At 54.8% G+C, this 13,716-nt stretch carries 10 protein-coding genes; 5 read left to right on the forward strand and 5 right to left on the reverse strand.

The genetic code is table 11. The features are described 5' to 3' along the window. Positions 1-7 precede the first annotated feature (7 nt). A complete protein-coding gene (locus QQ91_RS18425; RefSeq protein ID WP_166277115.1) occupies positions 8-790 on the forward strand; it encodes an ABC transporter permease in 783 nt (260 codons plus the stop codon). Here the strand turns inward: QQ91_RS18425 and QQ91_RS18430 are convergent. Together QQ91_RS18430 and QQ91_RS18435 are read right to left on the reverse strand one after the other, a co-directional pair. Continuing rightward, entirely contained in the window at positions 725-2,278 is a 1,554-nt protein-coding gene (locus tag QQ91_RS18430; RefSeq protein ID WP_166277278.1) for a cobyric acid synthase, read from the reverse strand. The two genes, QQ91_RS18425 and QQ91_RS18430, sit on opposite strands and share 66 nt — an antisense overlap. A 96-nt stretch (positions 2,279-2,374) precedes the next feature. Continuing rightward, positions 2,375-2,749 (reverse strand): Npun_F0494 family protein, encoded by a 375-nt coding sequence (locus tag QQ91_RS18435; protein WP_166277119.1) that lies wholly within the window; start codon positions 2,747-2,749, stop codon positions 2,375-2,377. Positions 2,750-3,291: 542 nt separating this feature from the next. Here QQ91_RS18435 and QQ91_RS18440 point away from each other — a divergent pair. Together QQ91_RS18440 and QQ91_RS18445 are read left to right on the forward strand one after the other, a co-directional pair. Next, a complete protein-coding gene (locus QQ91_RS18440; RefSeq protein ID WP_201277183.1) occupies positions 3,292-5,829 on the forward strand; it encodes an EAL domain-containing protein in 2,538 nt (845 codons plus the stop codon). Between the two features lie 75 nt (positions 5,830-5,904). Beyond that, positions 5,905-6,954 carry an alpha/beta hydrolase gene (locus tag QQ91_RS18445; protein WP_166277125.1) on the forward strand — a complete coding sequence of 350 codons (1,050 nt, stop codon included), beginning with the start codon at positions 5,905-5,907 and terminating at the stop codon, positions 6,952-6,954. A gap of 32 nt (positions 6,955-6,986) precedes the next feature. On the opposite strand, the gene QQ91_RS18450 is transcribed toward QQ91_RS18445, so the two are convergent. Together QQ91_RS18450 and QQ91_RS18455 are read right to left on the reverse strand one after the other, a co-directional pair. Further along, positions 6,987-8,354: a CHAT domain-containing protein gene (locus QQ91_RS18450; protein ID WP_166277128.1), complete on the reverse strand. Its 1,368-nt coding sequence runs from the start codon at positions 8,352-8,354 to the stop codon at positions 6,987-6,989. A 45-nt stretch (positions 8,355-8,399) separates the two neighbouring features. Beyond that, positions 8,400-10,271 carry an RNB domain-containing ribonuclease gene (locus tag QQ91_RS18455; RefSeq protein WP_166277131.1) on the reverse strand — a complete coding sequence of 624 codons (1,872 nt, stop codon included), beginning with the start codon at positions 10,269-10,271 and terminating at the stop codon, positions 8,400-8,402. Between the two features lie 152 nt (positions 10,272-10,423). On the opposite strand from QQ91_RS18455, the gene QQ91_RS18460 reads away from it, so the two are divergent. After that, positions 10,424-11,431 (forward strand): hypothetical protein, encoded by a 1,008-nt coding sequence (locus QQ91_RS18460; protein ID WP_250833403.1) that lies wholly within the window; start codon positions 10,424-10,426, stop codon positions 11,429-11,431. A 566-nt stretch (positions 11,432-11,997) separates the two neighbouring features. Continuing rightward, a complete protein-coding gene (gene yaaA, locus QQ91_RS18465) occupies positions 11,998-12,756 on the forward strand; it encodes a peroxide stress protein YaaA (protein ID WP_236095953.1) in 759 nt (252 codons plus the stop codon). Here yaaA and QQ91_RS18470 read toward each other — a convergent pair. Beyond that, positions 12,729-13,688, reverse strand: a complete 960-nt coding sequence (locus tag QQ91_RS18470) for a M15 family metallopeptidase (protein WP_166277139.1) — start codon at positions 13,686-13,688, stop codon at positions 12,729-12,731. The genes yaaA and QQ91_RS18470 overlap by 28 nt on opposite strands. Positions 13,689-13,716: the final 28 nt, after the last annotated feature.

Raw genomic sequence — 13,716 nt, forward strand, 5'->3', positions numbered from 1 at the left:
GGGCGGCGTGGAGCGATATTTACAATTGTTGCGGCTGTTCTGGAGTACCGCAATTGCGGCGGAAATGGAATACCGCGCAAATTTTGTTCTGGCGGCAATCAGCAGCTTGGGGAACTTAATGGGGAGCCTATTTGGCCTGTTTTTGTTCTATCGAACTGGCTATCGGTTTGCGGGCTGGAACTGGGAAGAGGCGCTGATTGTGCTGGGCATTTTTACGCTGCTGCAAGGGTTTTCAGCTACCTTTTTGGTGCCCAATCTCAATCGAATTGTGAATCATGTGCAGCAGGGAACCCTGGATTTTATTCTGCTTAAACCCATTAGCAGTCAATTTTGGCTCTCAACCTATACCATTTCTCCCTGGGGGCTGCCGGACTTGCTATTTGGCGGGATGATGGTGGGCTACGCGGGACAGCAGCTGCAGCTAGACTGGTATCAATATCTCTGGAGCTTGGTGCCCTTGACCTTCGGCTTGATCAGTCTCTACAGCCTTTGGTTTATCCTGGGGGCGACCAGTATCTGGTTTGTAAAAATCTACAACGTGACCGAGGTGTTGCGCGGTCTGGTGGAGGCGGGCCGCTATCCAGTGGTGGCTTACCCGGAGGCCTACCGCGTATTTTTTACCTTTGTGGTGCCCGTGGCATTTTTAACCACCGTACCGGCCCAAGTGATGCTGAATCGATCCCAATGGCCCTGGCTGGCTGGGTCTGGGCTGCTGGCAGTGGCGCTACTGTGGATTTCCCATGGGTTTTGGCAATTTGCGCTGCGGTTCTACACCAGTGCCTCTAGCTAACGCCATTGCCTTTGCCAGGATTGGTTCTAAATCTAGATGGGGAGCGATTGCGTCGGTGATGGCATCTAGGTGCTGGTGCCGCTGCTGCTCGTAATCTGGAATATCTGTGGGCAGGGGGGGGAATCCTTTCGCCGTTCGGAGCAGGTTTAACCAGCTGCGCCGCCAGGGTCCATTGTTGAACACTCCGTGGAGGTAGGTCCCGAGGACCCGGCGATCGCGGCTGGCCCAGCCTAAGCTCCCATCACAAAAGAGCGCGACCACCGCTTCGTCTTGGGTGAGGTGAGTTCGCCCTTGATGGATTTCATAGCCGCGCACCGATCGATCTGGAGGCATGGACCACCCCCAGGACTGGGGAAATTCCTGGGCCTGAACCTCTCGTTGGCACGTCACTTTCTCGGAATGCATTTGGGTGGTCAGGGGGAGCAAGCCCAAGCCCGGAATCTGGGGAATGCTGCCTTCGAGCCCTTCAGGGTCAGTGACCTGATCGCCCAGCATTTGCAGACCTCCACAGATACCGAAAACCATGCCCCCAGCGGCGCTATAGGCCTGGATTTGAGCTGCTAAACCAGAGTGATGCAGATCCTGGAGATCCGCGAGGGTGGTTTTCGATCCCGGTAGGATCACCGCATCGGGTTGGCCCAGGAATTGCCCTGGCTGCACGTAGCGTAGATCAATTCCAGGCTCGGCCTCGAGGGGCTCAAAATCCGTAAAGTTGGCAATTCGAGAAAAGCGCACGACGGCAATGGTTAACTCTGATCGGGATTGGGAAGATCGGCGCTCAAACAAACTCAGGGAATCTTCGGCGGAAAAGGCCTGAGACAGATAGGGAATCACCCCAATGACGGGAATCTGAGTATGCTCCTCCAGCCAGTTCAGGCCCGATTCCAGCAGGGATCGCTGACCGCGAAACTTATTAATCACAAAGCCTTTGATCAGCGATCGCTCCTCAGGATCCAGCAGTTGTAGGGTGCCAACGATATGGGCAAACACGCCGCCGCGATCGATATCTGCGACTAAAATTGTTGCGGCATTGAGGTGTTGAGCCACCCGCATATTGGTTAAATCGCGGTGCTTGAGATTAATTTCAGCGGGACTGCCAGCTCCCTCACACACAATCCAGTCATAGGTTTGCTGGAGGCGATATAAGCTCTGGGTGATGGCCCCCCAGCCGCGATCAAAATAATCGCGGTAGTAGTGAGCCGCATTGACGCGGCCTACCGCTTCCCCTTGCAGAATAACCTGGGAGGTCATGTCTCCCTGGGGCTTGAGTAAAATAGGGTTCATCTCCACCTGGGGGTCAACCCCAGCAGCCCAGGCTTGAACGGCTTGGGCGTAGCCCATTTCGTGCCCGGACTGGGTCACGTAGGCATTAAGGGCCATGTTCTGTCCTTTAAACGGCGCCACTCGATGACCCTGACGGGACAGCAGGCGGCAGAGGACAGCCGTGAGCAGAGATTTGCCAGCGTGGGAGGTGGTTCCCACCACCATGAGGGATCCTTTCAAGGGGAGATCAAGCTAATAGGGGATATCAAATCAGGTCTAAATTCAGGTCTCTGTTCAGCCGGGCATGAATTAACCAGGAGATTAAAAGGCCAGGTGAACTGCTTGGGTCCATAAATTGCGCAGGCGATCGCTCCAGGTGGGCCGGGGAACTGCTGGGGAACCGCGCCAGAGATCCAGGACTTGGCGGCCTAGGGGCGTGAGTCGAAAGCTGTCAGTCAATCCTTGACCATCCACCTCGCGGCGCAGCACGCCTACCCGGATCAGCCAGAGCAGAGATTGCTCGGCTTTCAGTTCCGGGATGGGGGCGCGGGTGTACTGATTAAAGTAACCGCAGTCACCGGAAATTTCGGCCAGGGAAACGCTGCTCCGGCGCATTTGGGTAAACAGCTTTAGCTCAAAGGGGCTACAGGCAATCGCTCGTTTGGCTCGAGTTAGGGTCTTACGGGGGAATTCCATGCGAACGCTTGAAGGACAGAACGACGGCCATCCGTGGGGCCTTTTATTGTAAAGCCATTGTAACGCTTGCACCGATCCTTGGTAGAAACCAGCGCTTGGCCCAAGCGTGCTGCCTAGGTCATCATCGGTGGGCGATTGCCCTGACCCGCCCTCTGCGATCGGGGGAGTGCATGGGCGCGCGGGCAGTGGATATGGGCAAGCCACCGATCAAACCGGGGGCATCCGCATAAATACGGTTATGGGGTCGCCGTTTCGTTTAAATACAGGTCTGGGGTTGCGTGAAAATACTGGAAGAGTGGGGAAGACTTAAACATTCAAAGAATAAAAATCCGTAATTCTCCCCTAGGGTCCTGGCGGCGAATTCTCAATAATAGGACAAGGAGGGTCTCCAATCTCAACGGATTGGGGGAGTCCTCGATTTGAAAGATGGTTTTACAAAATGGGTCTGATATTTAGGCCAGATTCAAAGATTAACTTTTAGGAACACCTGTATGGCGGATTGGTCTTCTCGGGAGCCAGATCATGGGATTGATCGGTTGGACATGAGTGAGTTATTCACCCTGGGACGACCGGCCAACTCAGAACGTGAGGATCTCCCCCGTGGGGCAAAGACCTCCTCCTCCATGCGTCATTTGCTGGTTCTGCGCGAGGGAGACCAGGAGCGCGTCATTACTCTGGATGCAGCCACCTACTCCCTGGGACGACATCCTGCTAATTCGATTGTGGTTGAGGATAAATTGGTTTCTCGCCAACATGCAATTTTGTTGCGAATTCCCAAACCCCAAAGTGGGGACTGTTTTTTTAGGATCATTGACGGAAACCTTCAGGGACGACGCAGCCAAAATGGCATTTGGGTCAATGGTAAACGTCTTTATTCTCGAGATCTCCGTGATCGCGATGTGATTGCAATTAGCAACTCCATCCATGCGACCTATCATCAGATTCAGGCAACCGACACCGACTTGAACGCTTTGCCGTCTGATGAGTCACCTTCTGCGGCGCAAGGACGCATAGACAGTACCTTTTTAGACTCTGCTGAACAAGAGCAGTACAGTGAGGCGGTGCTGGTGCGCCTGTCTTCATTTCCGGAAATGGCACCCCATCCCATTGTAGAAATGGATTTGCATGGGGGGATTACCTATCTAAATCCGGCGGCAGACCAGGAGTTTTCAGGCATTCGAGACCAGCCCGATCATCCGGCGCGGGTGGGGGTTCGACAGCTGATGCTCCAAAACGCTAACTACTGTGGAACTCGGGAAATTGAGGTGGCCGGGCGTATCTATGAACAGTCCATTCAGGGAATTCCCCAAAGTCAATTGATTCGCTGCTATCTCATTGACATTACCCAACGGCGGCAGATGGAAAGGGCTGTCCGCAAAAGCGAAGAGCGCTATGCGCTAGCCGCACGCGGGGCCAATGACGGACTGTGGGATTGGGATTTAAACCAGAATGCCGTTTATCTGTCTCCGCGCTGGAAGGCCATGATTGGCTATGCTGAGGACGAAATCTCAACTCAGATTCAGGAATGGCTAGGGCGGATCCACTCCGAGGATCAAAGTCGAGTGCAAACCGAAATTGAACGCCACCTGACCGGGCAAAAGCCGTACTTTGAATGCGAATTTCGGCTACTGCATAAAAATGGGGACTACCGCTACGTTCGCAGTCGCGGCATGGCGGTGTTTGACTCCCAGAATCAGCCCTTGCGGATGGCCGGGTCCCAAACTGATATTACAGAGTACCATTTGGCCCGAGAGCAGCTGCTCCACGATGCCTTTTACGATGCCATGACTGGCTTGCCGAATCGAGTGCTACTGCTAGATCGCGTTAGTCAGGCGCTAAAAAAATGCAAGCGACATCAGCAGGATCGCTGCGCGGTTTTATTTTTGGATTTAGACCGCTTTAAGGTGATTAATGACAGCCTGGGGCACATGATGGGCGACAAGCTGATTGTGGAGGTATCGAAGCGGCTGCTGAATTGTCTCCGATCTGAAGACACGGTAGCGCGGCTGGGCGGAGACGAGTTTGTGATATTGCTCAAGGATGTGGAGGGGGTTGATGGTGCGATCGCCGCGGCCCAAAAGGTCCAGCAAATATTAGCAATGCCCTTTGATCTGGCGGGTCGAGAAGTGTTTACCTCGGTCAGTATTGGCATTGCCTTGGGCCACCGGCACTATGAGCGACCTGAAGATCTGCTCAGGGATGCGGATGCCGCGATGTATCAGGCCAAGCAGGAGGGCAAAGATAGCTACATTGTGTTTCAGAGCGCTATGCATACTCAGGCTGTGGCACTGCTTGAGCTCGAAAATGATCTTCGCCGGGCAATTGAGCGTCAAGAGTTTCAACTGTACTATCAACCGATTATTGATTTAAATACCCACCAGATTCGATCCTTTGAAGCATTAGTCCGTTGGTTTCATCCAGAGCGGGGCTTGGTGCCGCCTTCGGACTTTATCCCCCTGGCCGAAGACACCGGCCTGATTATTCCCATGGGATATGGGCTGTTGCGGGAGGCTTGCCAGCAGCTTCAGCAGTGGCAGCAGCTGGCACCTGCTCCCCTGTCTGTCTGCGTGAACATTGCCAGCCGTCAATTTGCCCATGCAGACTTTGTAAACTATCTTCAACAGATTCTCACGGAGATTCCATTACCTCCAGGTAGCCTCAAGCTGGAAATTACAGAAGGGGTGATCATGAAACGGCCGGATCTGGTCGCTGATAAACTTGCCCAGCTCAAAGATTTAGGGGTTCAGCTCAGTGTGGATGACTTTGGTACGGGATATTCTTCCTTGAGCTACTTGCAGACGTTCCCCGTTGATACGCTGAAAGTGGACCGATCCTTTGTCATGAAGATGGGGCATCCGGACAGTCGCGAGATTGTGAAAACCATCGTCACGCTGGCCCACAACCTGGGACTGGATGTGGTCGCCGAAGGTGTAGAAACCCAGGCTCAGGCTCAGTTACTGAAGGCCATGGGCTGTGAATATGCCCAAGGCTACCACTTTGCGCGACCCATGGAGCCTGATGCGGTTCTATCCCTGCTCGGGACAAAAGATCAGCGGTCTGTTCCCCATCCTGCCCTGTGATGGAGCGCACTGCTGTGTCGGCAGTGGTTCTCGATAATAGCCCCGTTGTGATTCAATTGCTGGGGGATCGGTCCCTTGACCACCATTTATTTTGGAACCAATCGACAGCTGTTGCCAGGGAATGACTTTGGGCCGCGCTTTAGCGAGGAGGGGCTGGATAATCTCCGCTTTGGTCGAGCTGAAGTTCAAGGCGAGAATTTTAATCAGTACGAAATTCAGGTGGCCCCTGAAAACCTTGCAGCCCGCGAACCGGTGCTGGGTAGTGTGCAGGTGTTTAGTCAGGTGCAGGCTGAAATGCAGGCCGCTGCTGAGGACACTATTCTGTTTATCCATGGGTTCAATACTTCGTTTCGAGAAGCACTCACGGCGGCAGCTCAGCTTCACCATAAGATCACAACCCCCAAAAATGCTGCGGAGCCTCGACTGCGGCTGAATATGTGTTTGTTTTCCTGGCCCTCAGATGGAGAAACAATCCTGTCGGGGGCAAACGCCCAAAGTCGCATTGCTTACCATAACGATCGCCTGGATGCCCGTGCCTCCGGCGCAGCCTTTGCCCGCGGTTTTCTGAAGCTAGCCGACTTTATTCACGGCGGTACCCAGCGCTGTCCTCGCCGAATTCATTTACTGGCCCACAGTATGGGGAACTATGTTCTGCGCTATGCGCTGCAAGATCTCCGCAGTTTTAGGGGCGATCGCCTGCCGCGGCTCTTTGATCAAATGATCCTGATGGCGGCGGATGAGGACGATGATGCCTTTGAGTCTGACGATAAGCTGGGGCTGCTAACCCAGTTGACCCGCCGCACCAGCGTTTACTTTAACCGAGAAGATCTGGCGCTGTGGGCAAGCGATCGCATTAAGGGAAATCCCCCGCGATTAGGCAGTGACGGTCCGCTGCATCCCCAAACATTGCCGCGCAATGTTTATCCCATTGACTGCACCGATGTTGTATCGCGGTTGAGCGAACCAAGCGAGCATAGTTACCACATCCGGGTGGAGCGAGTATTGCAGGACCTGCGGCAGGTCTTGGCTGGGAACATCCCCGATGAAATTCGCGGCCGCAAGTTTGTGGCAGAAACCAATCGTTACCGCCTCTTAATGAATGCAAATCAGCTCCAAATTCGCTAGAGCACCTGTCCCCCGGTGCTGTGGAGTCGGCTTTACCAGGGACTACTCAGCAGGGTGAATCCGGCCCAGAAGTAGGGGTGGGAAAACTCATGGGTCTGGGGGGCTGGAGAATCCGGTGACCCGGCGGTGATCTCTGGTCCCAATCCGCTTCGACCTTGGGAAGCAGCGGGTAAAAGGGGACTTTCATTAGCGTAAACCTTGCCCTTCAGCAGCTGAAGTTGGGCCTGCTGGAGCGCGTGGGCCTTGGTCGGGGTGCGCGGTAAATAGTGGTAGAACTCATCCATAAGCGCCAGGGTTCCCACATCACTGACCTGCCAAAGACTTCCCATCGCCGACTTAATTCGAGACTTCAGGGCAACGCCAGCAAACCCCAACTCAGCGCCTGGATCGCCCAGGGCGGTTTTACAGGCACTCAGAACCAGTAAATCCAGGGTGGGCGGCCATACCAGATCATCCATTTGATCCAGTCTGAGGCGCCGATCGTGAAACTGGATGAAGGACTGTTGGGGACGGCCTGGCTTAAACTCTGCGTGGGTGGCCAAATGCACAATATTGAGGGGATGCTGCTGCAGTTCCGTTTCCACATTACTCAGGGTAAAGCGCTGATTGAGTAGCGATCGCCCCTGCCAAATCTGAGAACTGATGGGACTGTTCCGGAGCTGGGACTGCACCCGCTCTAGCTCGGTGGGCACGGCTGGCAGAGGAGCGAGGGACTGAAATTGGGAGGCACCCGCGGCTAAAATTTCCCCCCGGCGAATGGGACGGTATTGGGTTTGAATTAAATTAAAAGCCGGGATACTGGTTACGCTGTACTGTTCGATCAGATAGCTAGACTCGTTGCGTAAGGCTGCCAGGGGTAATCCGCGCAGGCCATTACCCAAGCAAAATAGTAGGGAATCAATCTGATTGGGTTCTAGATAGTCGTCCTGAAAAGGGGCAATGATCCAGTCGTAGAGCTGTTGTGCAGCCTGGGAACGGCGGGGATCTTGACTGAGATCGGCCATCTCTTTTTGAAAGGTGCGGACCGTGGTTAAAAGTAAGGACTGTGGCACATGGTCGAGATCTCGCACCACCGGATCTCCGTCAGGGGTGAGCAACACCAGATGCAAATGGTCCAGGCGCGGGATCACCCAAAGCACTGCCGCCCGACTTTGGGTTTGGGTTGCCCGCTCGGCGAGGATGCCGGCAACCGCTTGAGGCGTTTGGGTAACGGTGGCGAGATCTTCCCCGAAGTAGCGTTCAAAATCCTGCTCTAAACTCCGTTCCATGGTCAGAAAATTGCGGGTAGCCTGCGGCGAAGGAGTGGCCGCAGCCGGACCGCGTTGTGCGAGGAAGATTGCCCCAAGAATTCCCAGTCCCAGGCGCAGGGGAATGGGATGACCGCGATTTGCGTGACTCATGTTGCCCCCAGGGTAGGCCTTTAAACCCTAGTTTAGCGGACGTGATTAGCGAGCGGAGGGCGATGGCGCGGTGCTTTTGTCGGCGCAATGAGCAGCGTAGAGCTGTTGGAGGGCCTGATCAGCGGCGGCTTGCTTGGCCAGACTTTTACGGCTGCCGCTGCCAAACCCCAAGACAATCTCCTGGGCGGCTTCCACCTGGCATTCGCATAAAAAACCGTTTTCTTCTGTGAGGAAGCTGTAGCTGGGGCTGTCCCATTGAAATTTTTGACACAGTTCGTTGAGCCAGCTCACGGCATTTTGCTGAGGGGATGCGGGCGGCAACACAGTCGGTACGGTCTGGGCGACAGGGACAGCCAGATGTTCCCAGCAACGTGCTTCGGGCGGCACTAACTGATTCTCCACGTAGGCTTGGAGCCAGATTAAACAGGCTTGGTGTCGCGCTTGTTGCTTACGCTGGGCAAAACTGCCCTGTGCTGTGGTCCAACGTTGTCCCTCCAGGGTCACCTCCAGCCAAACGGCAAAGGGAGACTCGTTGTTCATCTGCACGTATTCGGATCTTTCCCAGGTTTCAAGCTGAGTCTGGGCGATGGAAATAATGCTGGGAGCATCACAAACTTGCTGGGTCAGTTTTTGAAAGACTCGATCCTTGAGGGATCGATCCTGACCGAGCAGGAGCACTACAAACTGATCTTCAACGGAAAGATGACCTTGCGCCAGGCGTTGCTCCACCAGCCCCGTGAGGGCACTGAGCTGATGGGTGGTAATCGCATGGCGCAGCAGTCGCGAAAACTCTCGATCCTCTATGGATTCCAGTGGCTGCGGCTGGTTCAGCTGCGCCTCGAAACGGGCCAGGTGCTGGGTTTTAAAGTAGGCTTTCGTTTCGTCTGCTTGGGCCTGGTTCACCGCTTCAATCTGCTCACATAGCTTTGTGAGGGCTTGCGTGGAATAGGGCAAGGGTTGATGCTTCAGCTGCGCCTTCACGATGCGGTGGTTAATTAAATCGGCAAGGCGACGAATGGGGGAGGTGAAATGGCAGTAAGCCGATAGCTTCAGGGCAAAATGTCCCACGGGCTGAACTTGATATTCAGCTCGGCATAAGTCACATTGAAGCTGGCGGTGCAGATCGCCGCTCCAGTTCTGCTGACGGAGTTGGGCAAACAGGGAGGCTGGATCAAAGATCTCGGTGTTGGGAATGTGATTCCGGTAGAGTGCTGGGCTCCCTCGCTGGGCTAGCCAATGGGCGATCGCCCGGTTGGCCAGAATCATAAACTCTTGAATAATCCGATAGGCATGATAGCGGCTCCCTTCACTGATAATCCAGGTGCCATTTTCATCTAACCAGGCACCCGCGGGCATATCCGGGTTGCGGCGCTGTTCGGGATCGGTGCGCTGCTGGTAAAGCCGATCTGCCCAGGTGAGACAGGTGTGAAAGAAGGAATAGAAGGGCGAGGTGGGCTGATTCAGGATGCGGTCCACCTGGGCATAGGCCATCTGATCCAGGGACTGGACCCAGGACTCCAACACCTGAACTGCCTGAATTTGTGCGTGAACATTCAGGGTGATATTGACGGTGAGGGTGGGGCGGGGCTGCTGGGCTAAAAGGCTGAGGCGATTTTCCGACAGCAGCTTGGGCAGCATGGGATCGCTCCCTTGCTTAAGATAGCGAGTCTGGGTCCGGGCGATCGCTGCTCTATCTAGGGGAGAATCAAGGGGGATAAACTCGGACACATCGGCAATATGCACCGAAATTACCACCCCTTGCGGATGATCCTGAACCCAGATCGCATCGTCCAAATCCCGCGATTCCGGCCCGTCAATCGTGAGGCCTGGAAACTGCGGACGATTCCAAAGGTCAGGCGCAAAGGCAATCTGCTTGGCTTGGTCAAGGGCAGACCGAGAAAAGAAGTGCTTTCGCATGTGTGACAAAGAAACCACGCTTAGCGAGATTTTAGCTTGGATTTTAGTTCCGATCTGACCAAGCTAAGATAACGCTAGTAAATCAATAAAACGAGAATGAATCAAAACGAGGTTTCATAGCGGTGCTCAGATTGGGGCGATGGGCGATGGGAATGATTGCGGGTTGTGCTTGTGGGCCAGGAATGGTCGGCGGGGCTTTCCAGCATCAGGGGTTGGCCCAGCCGACTGCTACCCCCTTTCAATTTGTGGCGGTGGGTGATATGCCCTATTCTCCGCAAGAGTCTGCGTTGCTGAGCGGTGAGATTAAGGAGGCCATTACTGCGGCCCAGGTGCCCTTTCTGGTGCATTATGGGGATTTTAAGCCGGGGAATCAATCCTGTACTGATCCCCTCTTGCAGCAGTCTCGGGACCAGATTTATGGTCTGCATGCCCAGGTGTGGTTTACGCCAGGGGATAACGACTGGACCGACTGCGATCGCCAAGGGTTAGCGGAGCCTAAATCTGAACTAGATCGACTGGATTATTTACGTCAGATTTTCTTTTCCCCAACTGTGGGCCTGTCCTCAAAGGGCGAAATCCAGATCGATCAGCCCGAAAATGCCCGCTGGTGGCACCAGAATGTTTTATTCGTCACCTTGCATGTGGTGGGAACCAGCAATGGCCGCACCCAAATTTTAAAAGACGACCCTGAGCAAGCGATGGCCGCAGTCGATCTTCGAGATCAACGGAACCAGCACTGGCTTCAGGACAGCTTTGCGGAAGCGACGAGCCAACAGGCTGCAGCGGTGGTGGTGGTCATGCAGGCAGATATCACCCAGCCCGCCGCCGAAGCCGACTGTTCCTCCACCCCCCGTGTCTGTGATGCCTATGAACCCTATCGCCATCAGCTCGTTCAGGCTGCAGCGCAGTTTCGGAACCCTGACCAGCGTCTAAAGCCAGTTCTGCTGCTTCACGGGGATACGTTTCCCTACTGTTGGGATAAAACCTTTGGCGCAGATATCGCCCCCAACCTTTGGCGATTAAATGCCTGGGGTGATTTTCAGCAACCTGCGGACGTTACCCTGATTCAGGTACAGCCCCAGGATTCTGAACAGCCCTTTGTGGCGAAGACCCTCTCCCATCAGATTCAACCGGCCTTAACCTGCTCCGCTAGATTTTGAGGGACCCTACTGCGGGTGTGGTTCCAGGGACTGTGATCAAGATCACCTGTCCTAGGTGATACGACGCTTAGGGACGGGCCGTTGAGCGTGCCATAGTATGAACAACTCGGTGTTAGCTGAGTTTTCAATGGGGAACACACGTTTGCCGACAAGCTCAAAGGAGGTTGTCGGTTTTTACTGCGCCCGCCCAACGGCAGGAAAAAAAATCCCTGACCGGTAGGTCAGGGAGAAGAACTTGCTGTGTATCTTGGGGAGGAGAAGCCCCAGCTTGACGCTTTAAGAAGGTTGTTGGACGTTTGTCACACCCAAGGAAAACCGAGAACCATTTGAGTGCCCACTGTGGGGCAACGCTCGCCAACCCAGCTGAACGGCTCAAATCAATTTCTGGAGTTTGTAACCTCTTGTGAAATAATGTAACACTTTGTTAAAGATGTTGCAATGATTTTGGTTTATATTCTTGCAAGCCCACCCGCTAGCCCCATTGGTTACGTTCAGGGGGAGAGGGTGCAGGGTGCTGAGGTAAATCTTAAAGAGTGTTGATCTCTGGGACGGTAGTGTGAATGTTAATGGTGATATCGCCAGCTAAGACCTTAGAGTTCCAGGGGGAGCCGTGGGAAGATTTCTCCATCCCCGAACAGCTAGATCGGAGTCAAGTTCTGGTGGATTCCCTGCGGGCGCTGAGTGCTGAAGATCTAGGTCATCTGATGAAGATTAGTCCCAGGCTGGCGCAGCTTAATTTTCAGCGGTTTCAGGCCTTTCGAACCCCGTTTACGCCCCAGAATGCGCGCCAGGCGCTGTTTGCGTTTCGAGGAGACGTCTATAAGGGCATCGATATTGACACCTATGAGCGGGAAGACTTGCAGTTTGCCCAGCGGTCCTTGCGGATTCTCTCGGGACTTTACGGCGTGCTACGGCCCTTGGATTTGATTCAGCCCTACCGCCTAGAAATGGGCACGAAGCTGCAAACCGCCCAGGGCAACACCCTCTATGGGTTTTGGGGACGTCACATTTCTGAACAACTCAAGGGGGCTTTGTCCGATCATGACTATCCTTGCTTAATTAACCTGGCGTCTAGCGAGTACTTTAAGGCCGTTGACCCAGCGGCCCTGCACTATCCCGTGATTTCGATGGTTTTTAGGGAGAAAAAAGCTGAGAAATATAAAGTTGTGGCGATTCATGCCAAGCGGGCGCGGGGATTAATGGTGGACTATGCGATTCGCCAGCGCATTGAGCAGCCTGAGAAGTTACAGCAGTTTGCGGTGGAAGGGTATCGCTTCAGCCCGCAGCTTTCCTCCGATTATGAGTGGGTGTTCTGCCGGGGGTGACGAGGATCCAGAGGGGGGCAGGCAGATACTGCGCTGAGCAGCTGAGAGGCACGGGGAGCAATTTGTAAGCCAACATGCATCCCCAGACTGCGGTCAACGGCTGCAAAATTTGGGGGATGGGTGACGAGACTTTGCCGGAGAGTAGCTGTAAGGGCCTCAAGCTGAACCGGGGGGACCGGGGCCAGTCCTAGGGCAGAGCGCGATCGCGCTGACAGGTAGCGAATATGCCAGGGTTCAGGCGTAATTCCAAAGGGGTTACCAGCTTGAAAGCTAATTTCCCACCCGTAGGCAGGGCCATGCTGCTGCACCCACTGCCAAACGGCGCGGTCTTGGACCGGATGCAATAGGCCGCTGATATCGCTGCCGGCAAGATCTAGGGCGTAGCCGGTGTGATGCTCACTGTAGCCTGGTGGTGCGGACCATTGGGCTGCGGCTACCCTATTGCCGCGACGCTGAACTTGCCGGGCAAAGAGGCGCGCCTGCTCAGCCTCGGTTCGGTAGGAGTCGGCAATGGCCAGTTGGATCCCCGCTGCGCGGGCGGCCCTTTGCATTTGAAACCAAGCTTGGGCGGCTTCTGGCCTTAAATATTCATCCCGTTGGCCGGGACCTGCCCCCGGTAATCGCTGCAGCTGCGATCGCTCCGCTGGCACCGTTTGCCGATGCCCGTACTGTAGCGGAGTGATCGGGGTAAAGCGTGCCTGCTCTACCAGAGCGCTTTGATAGGCCACAGCGTAGTAAGTTTGAGCCGGATTCAGCCCAATCTGCTTGGCGGCTGGCAACACTGAGGCGAGGGTTCCGGCGCCGTCCACCCCTACCGTTGGAAATAGCGAGGTATAAATATCCAGCAAGCAGCGATGGCTGGCGGTTTGCCCTGGACCCATGCTGCCTAGCGTTCCCAGGAATAGGAAACCGGCTAGAACGAACAGACTCAACCTCACTCCTCGACATTCAATCCATTGA

The sequence above is a fragment of the Lyngbya confervoides BDU141951 genome, assembly GCF_000817775.3.
Lineage (GTDB): Bacteria > Cyanobacteriota > Cyanobacteriia > Thermosynechococcales > Thermosynechococcaceae > Lyngbya > Lyngbya confervoides.

Excerpts from the sequence above, each read along its gene's own strand:
- QQ91_RS18430 (WP_166277278.1), bottom strand. The coding sequence starts at position 2,278 with ATGGTGGTGGGAACCACCTCCCACGCTGGCAAATCTCTGCTCACGGCT.
- QQ91_RS18435 (WP_166277119.1), bottom strand. The coding sequence starts at position 2,749 with ATGGAATTCCCCCGTAAGACCCTAACTCGAGCCAAACGAGCGATTGCC.
- QQ91_RS18440 (WP_201277183.1), top strand. The coding sequence starts at position 3,292 with ATGAGTGAGTTATTCACCCTGGGACGACCGGCCAACTCAGAACGTGAG.
- QQ91_RS18450 (WP_166277128.1), bottom strand. The coding sequence starts at position 8,354 with ATGAGTCACGCAAATCGCGGTCATCCCATTCCCCTGCGCCTGGGACTG.
- QQ91_RS18455 (WP_166277131.1), bottom strand. The coding sequence starts at position 10,271 with ATGCGAAAGCACTTCTTTTCTCGGTCTGCCCTTGACCAAGCCAAGCAG.
- QQ91_RS18460 (WP_250833403.1), top strand. The coding sequence starts at position 10,424 with ATGATTGCGGGTTGTGCTTGTGGGCCAGGAATGGTCGGCGGGGCTTTC.
- yaaA (WP_236095953.1), top strand. The coding sequence starts at position 11,998 with ATGGTGATATCGCCAGCTAAGACCTTAGAGTTCCAGGGGGAGCCGTGG.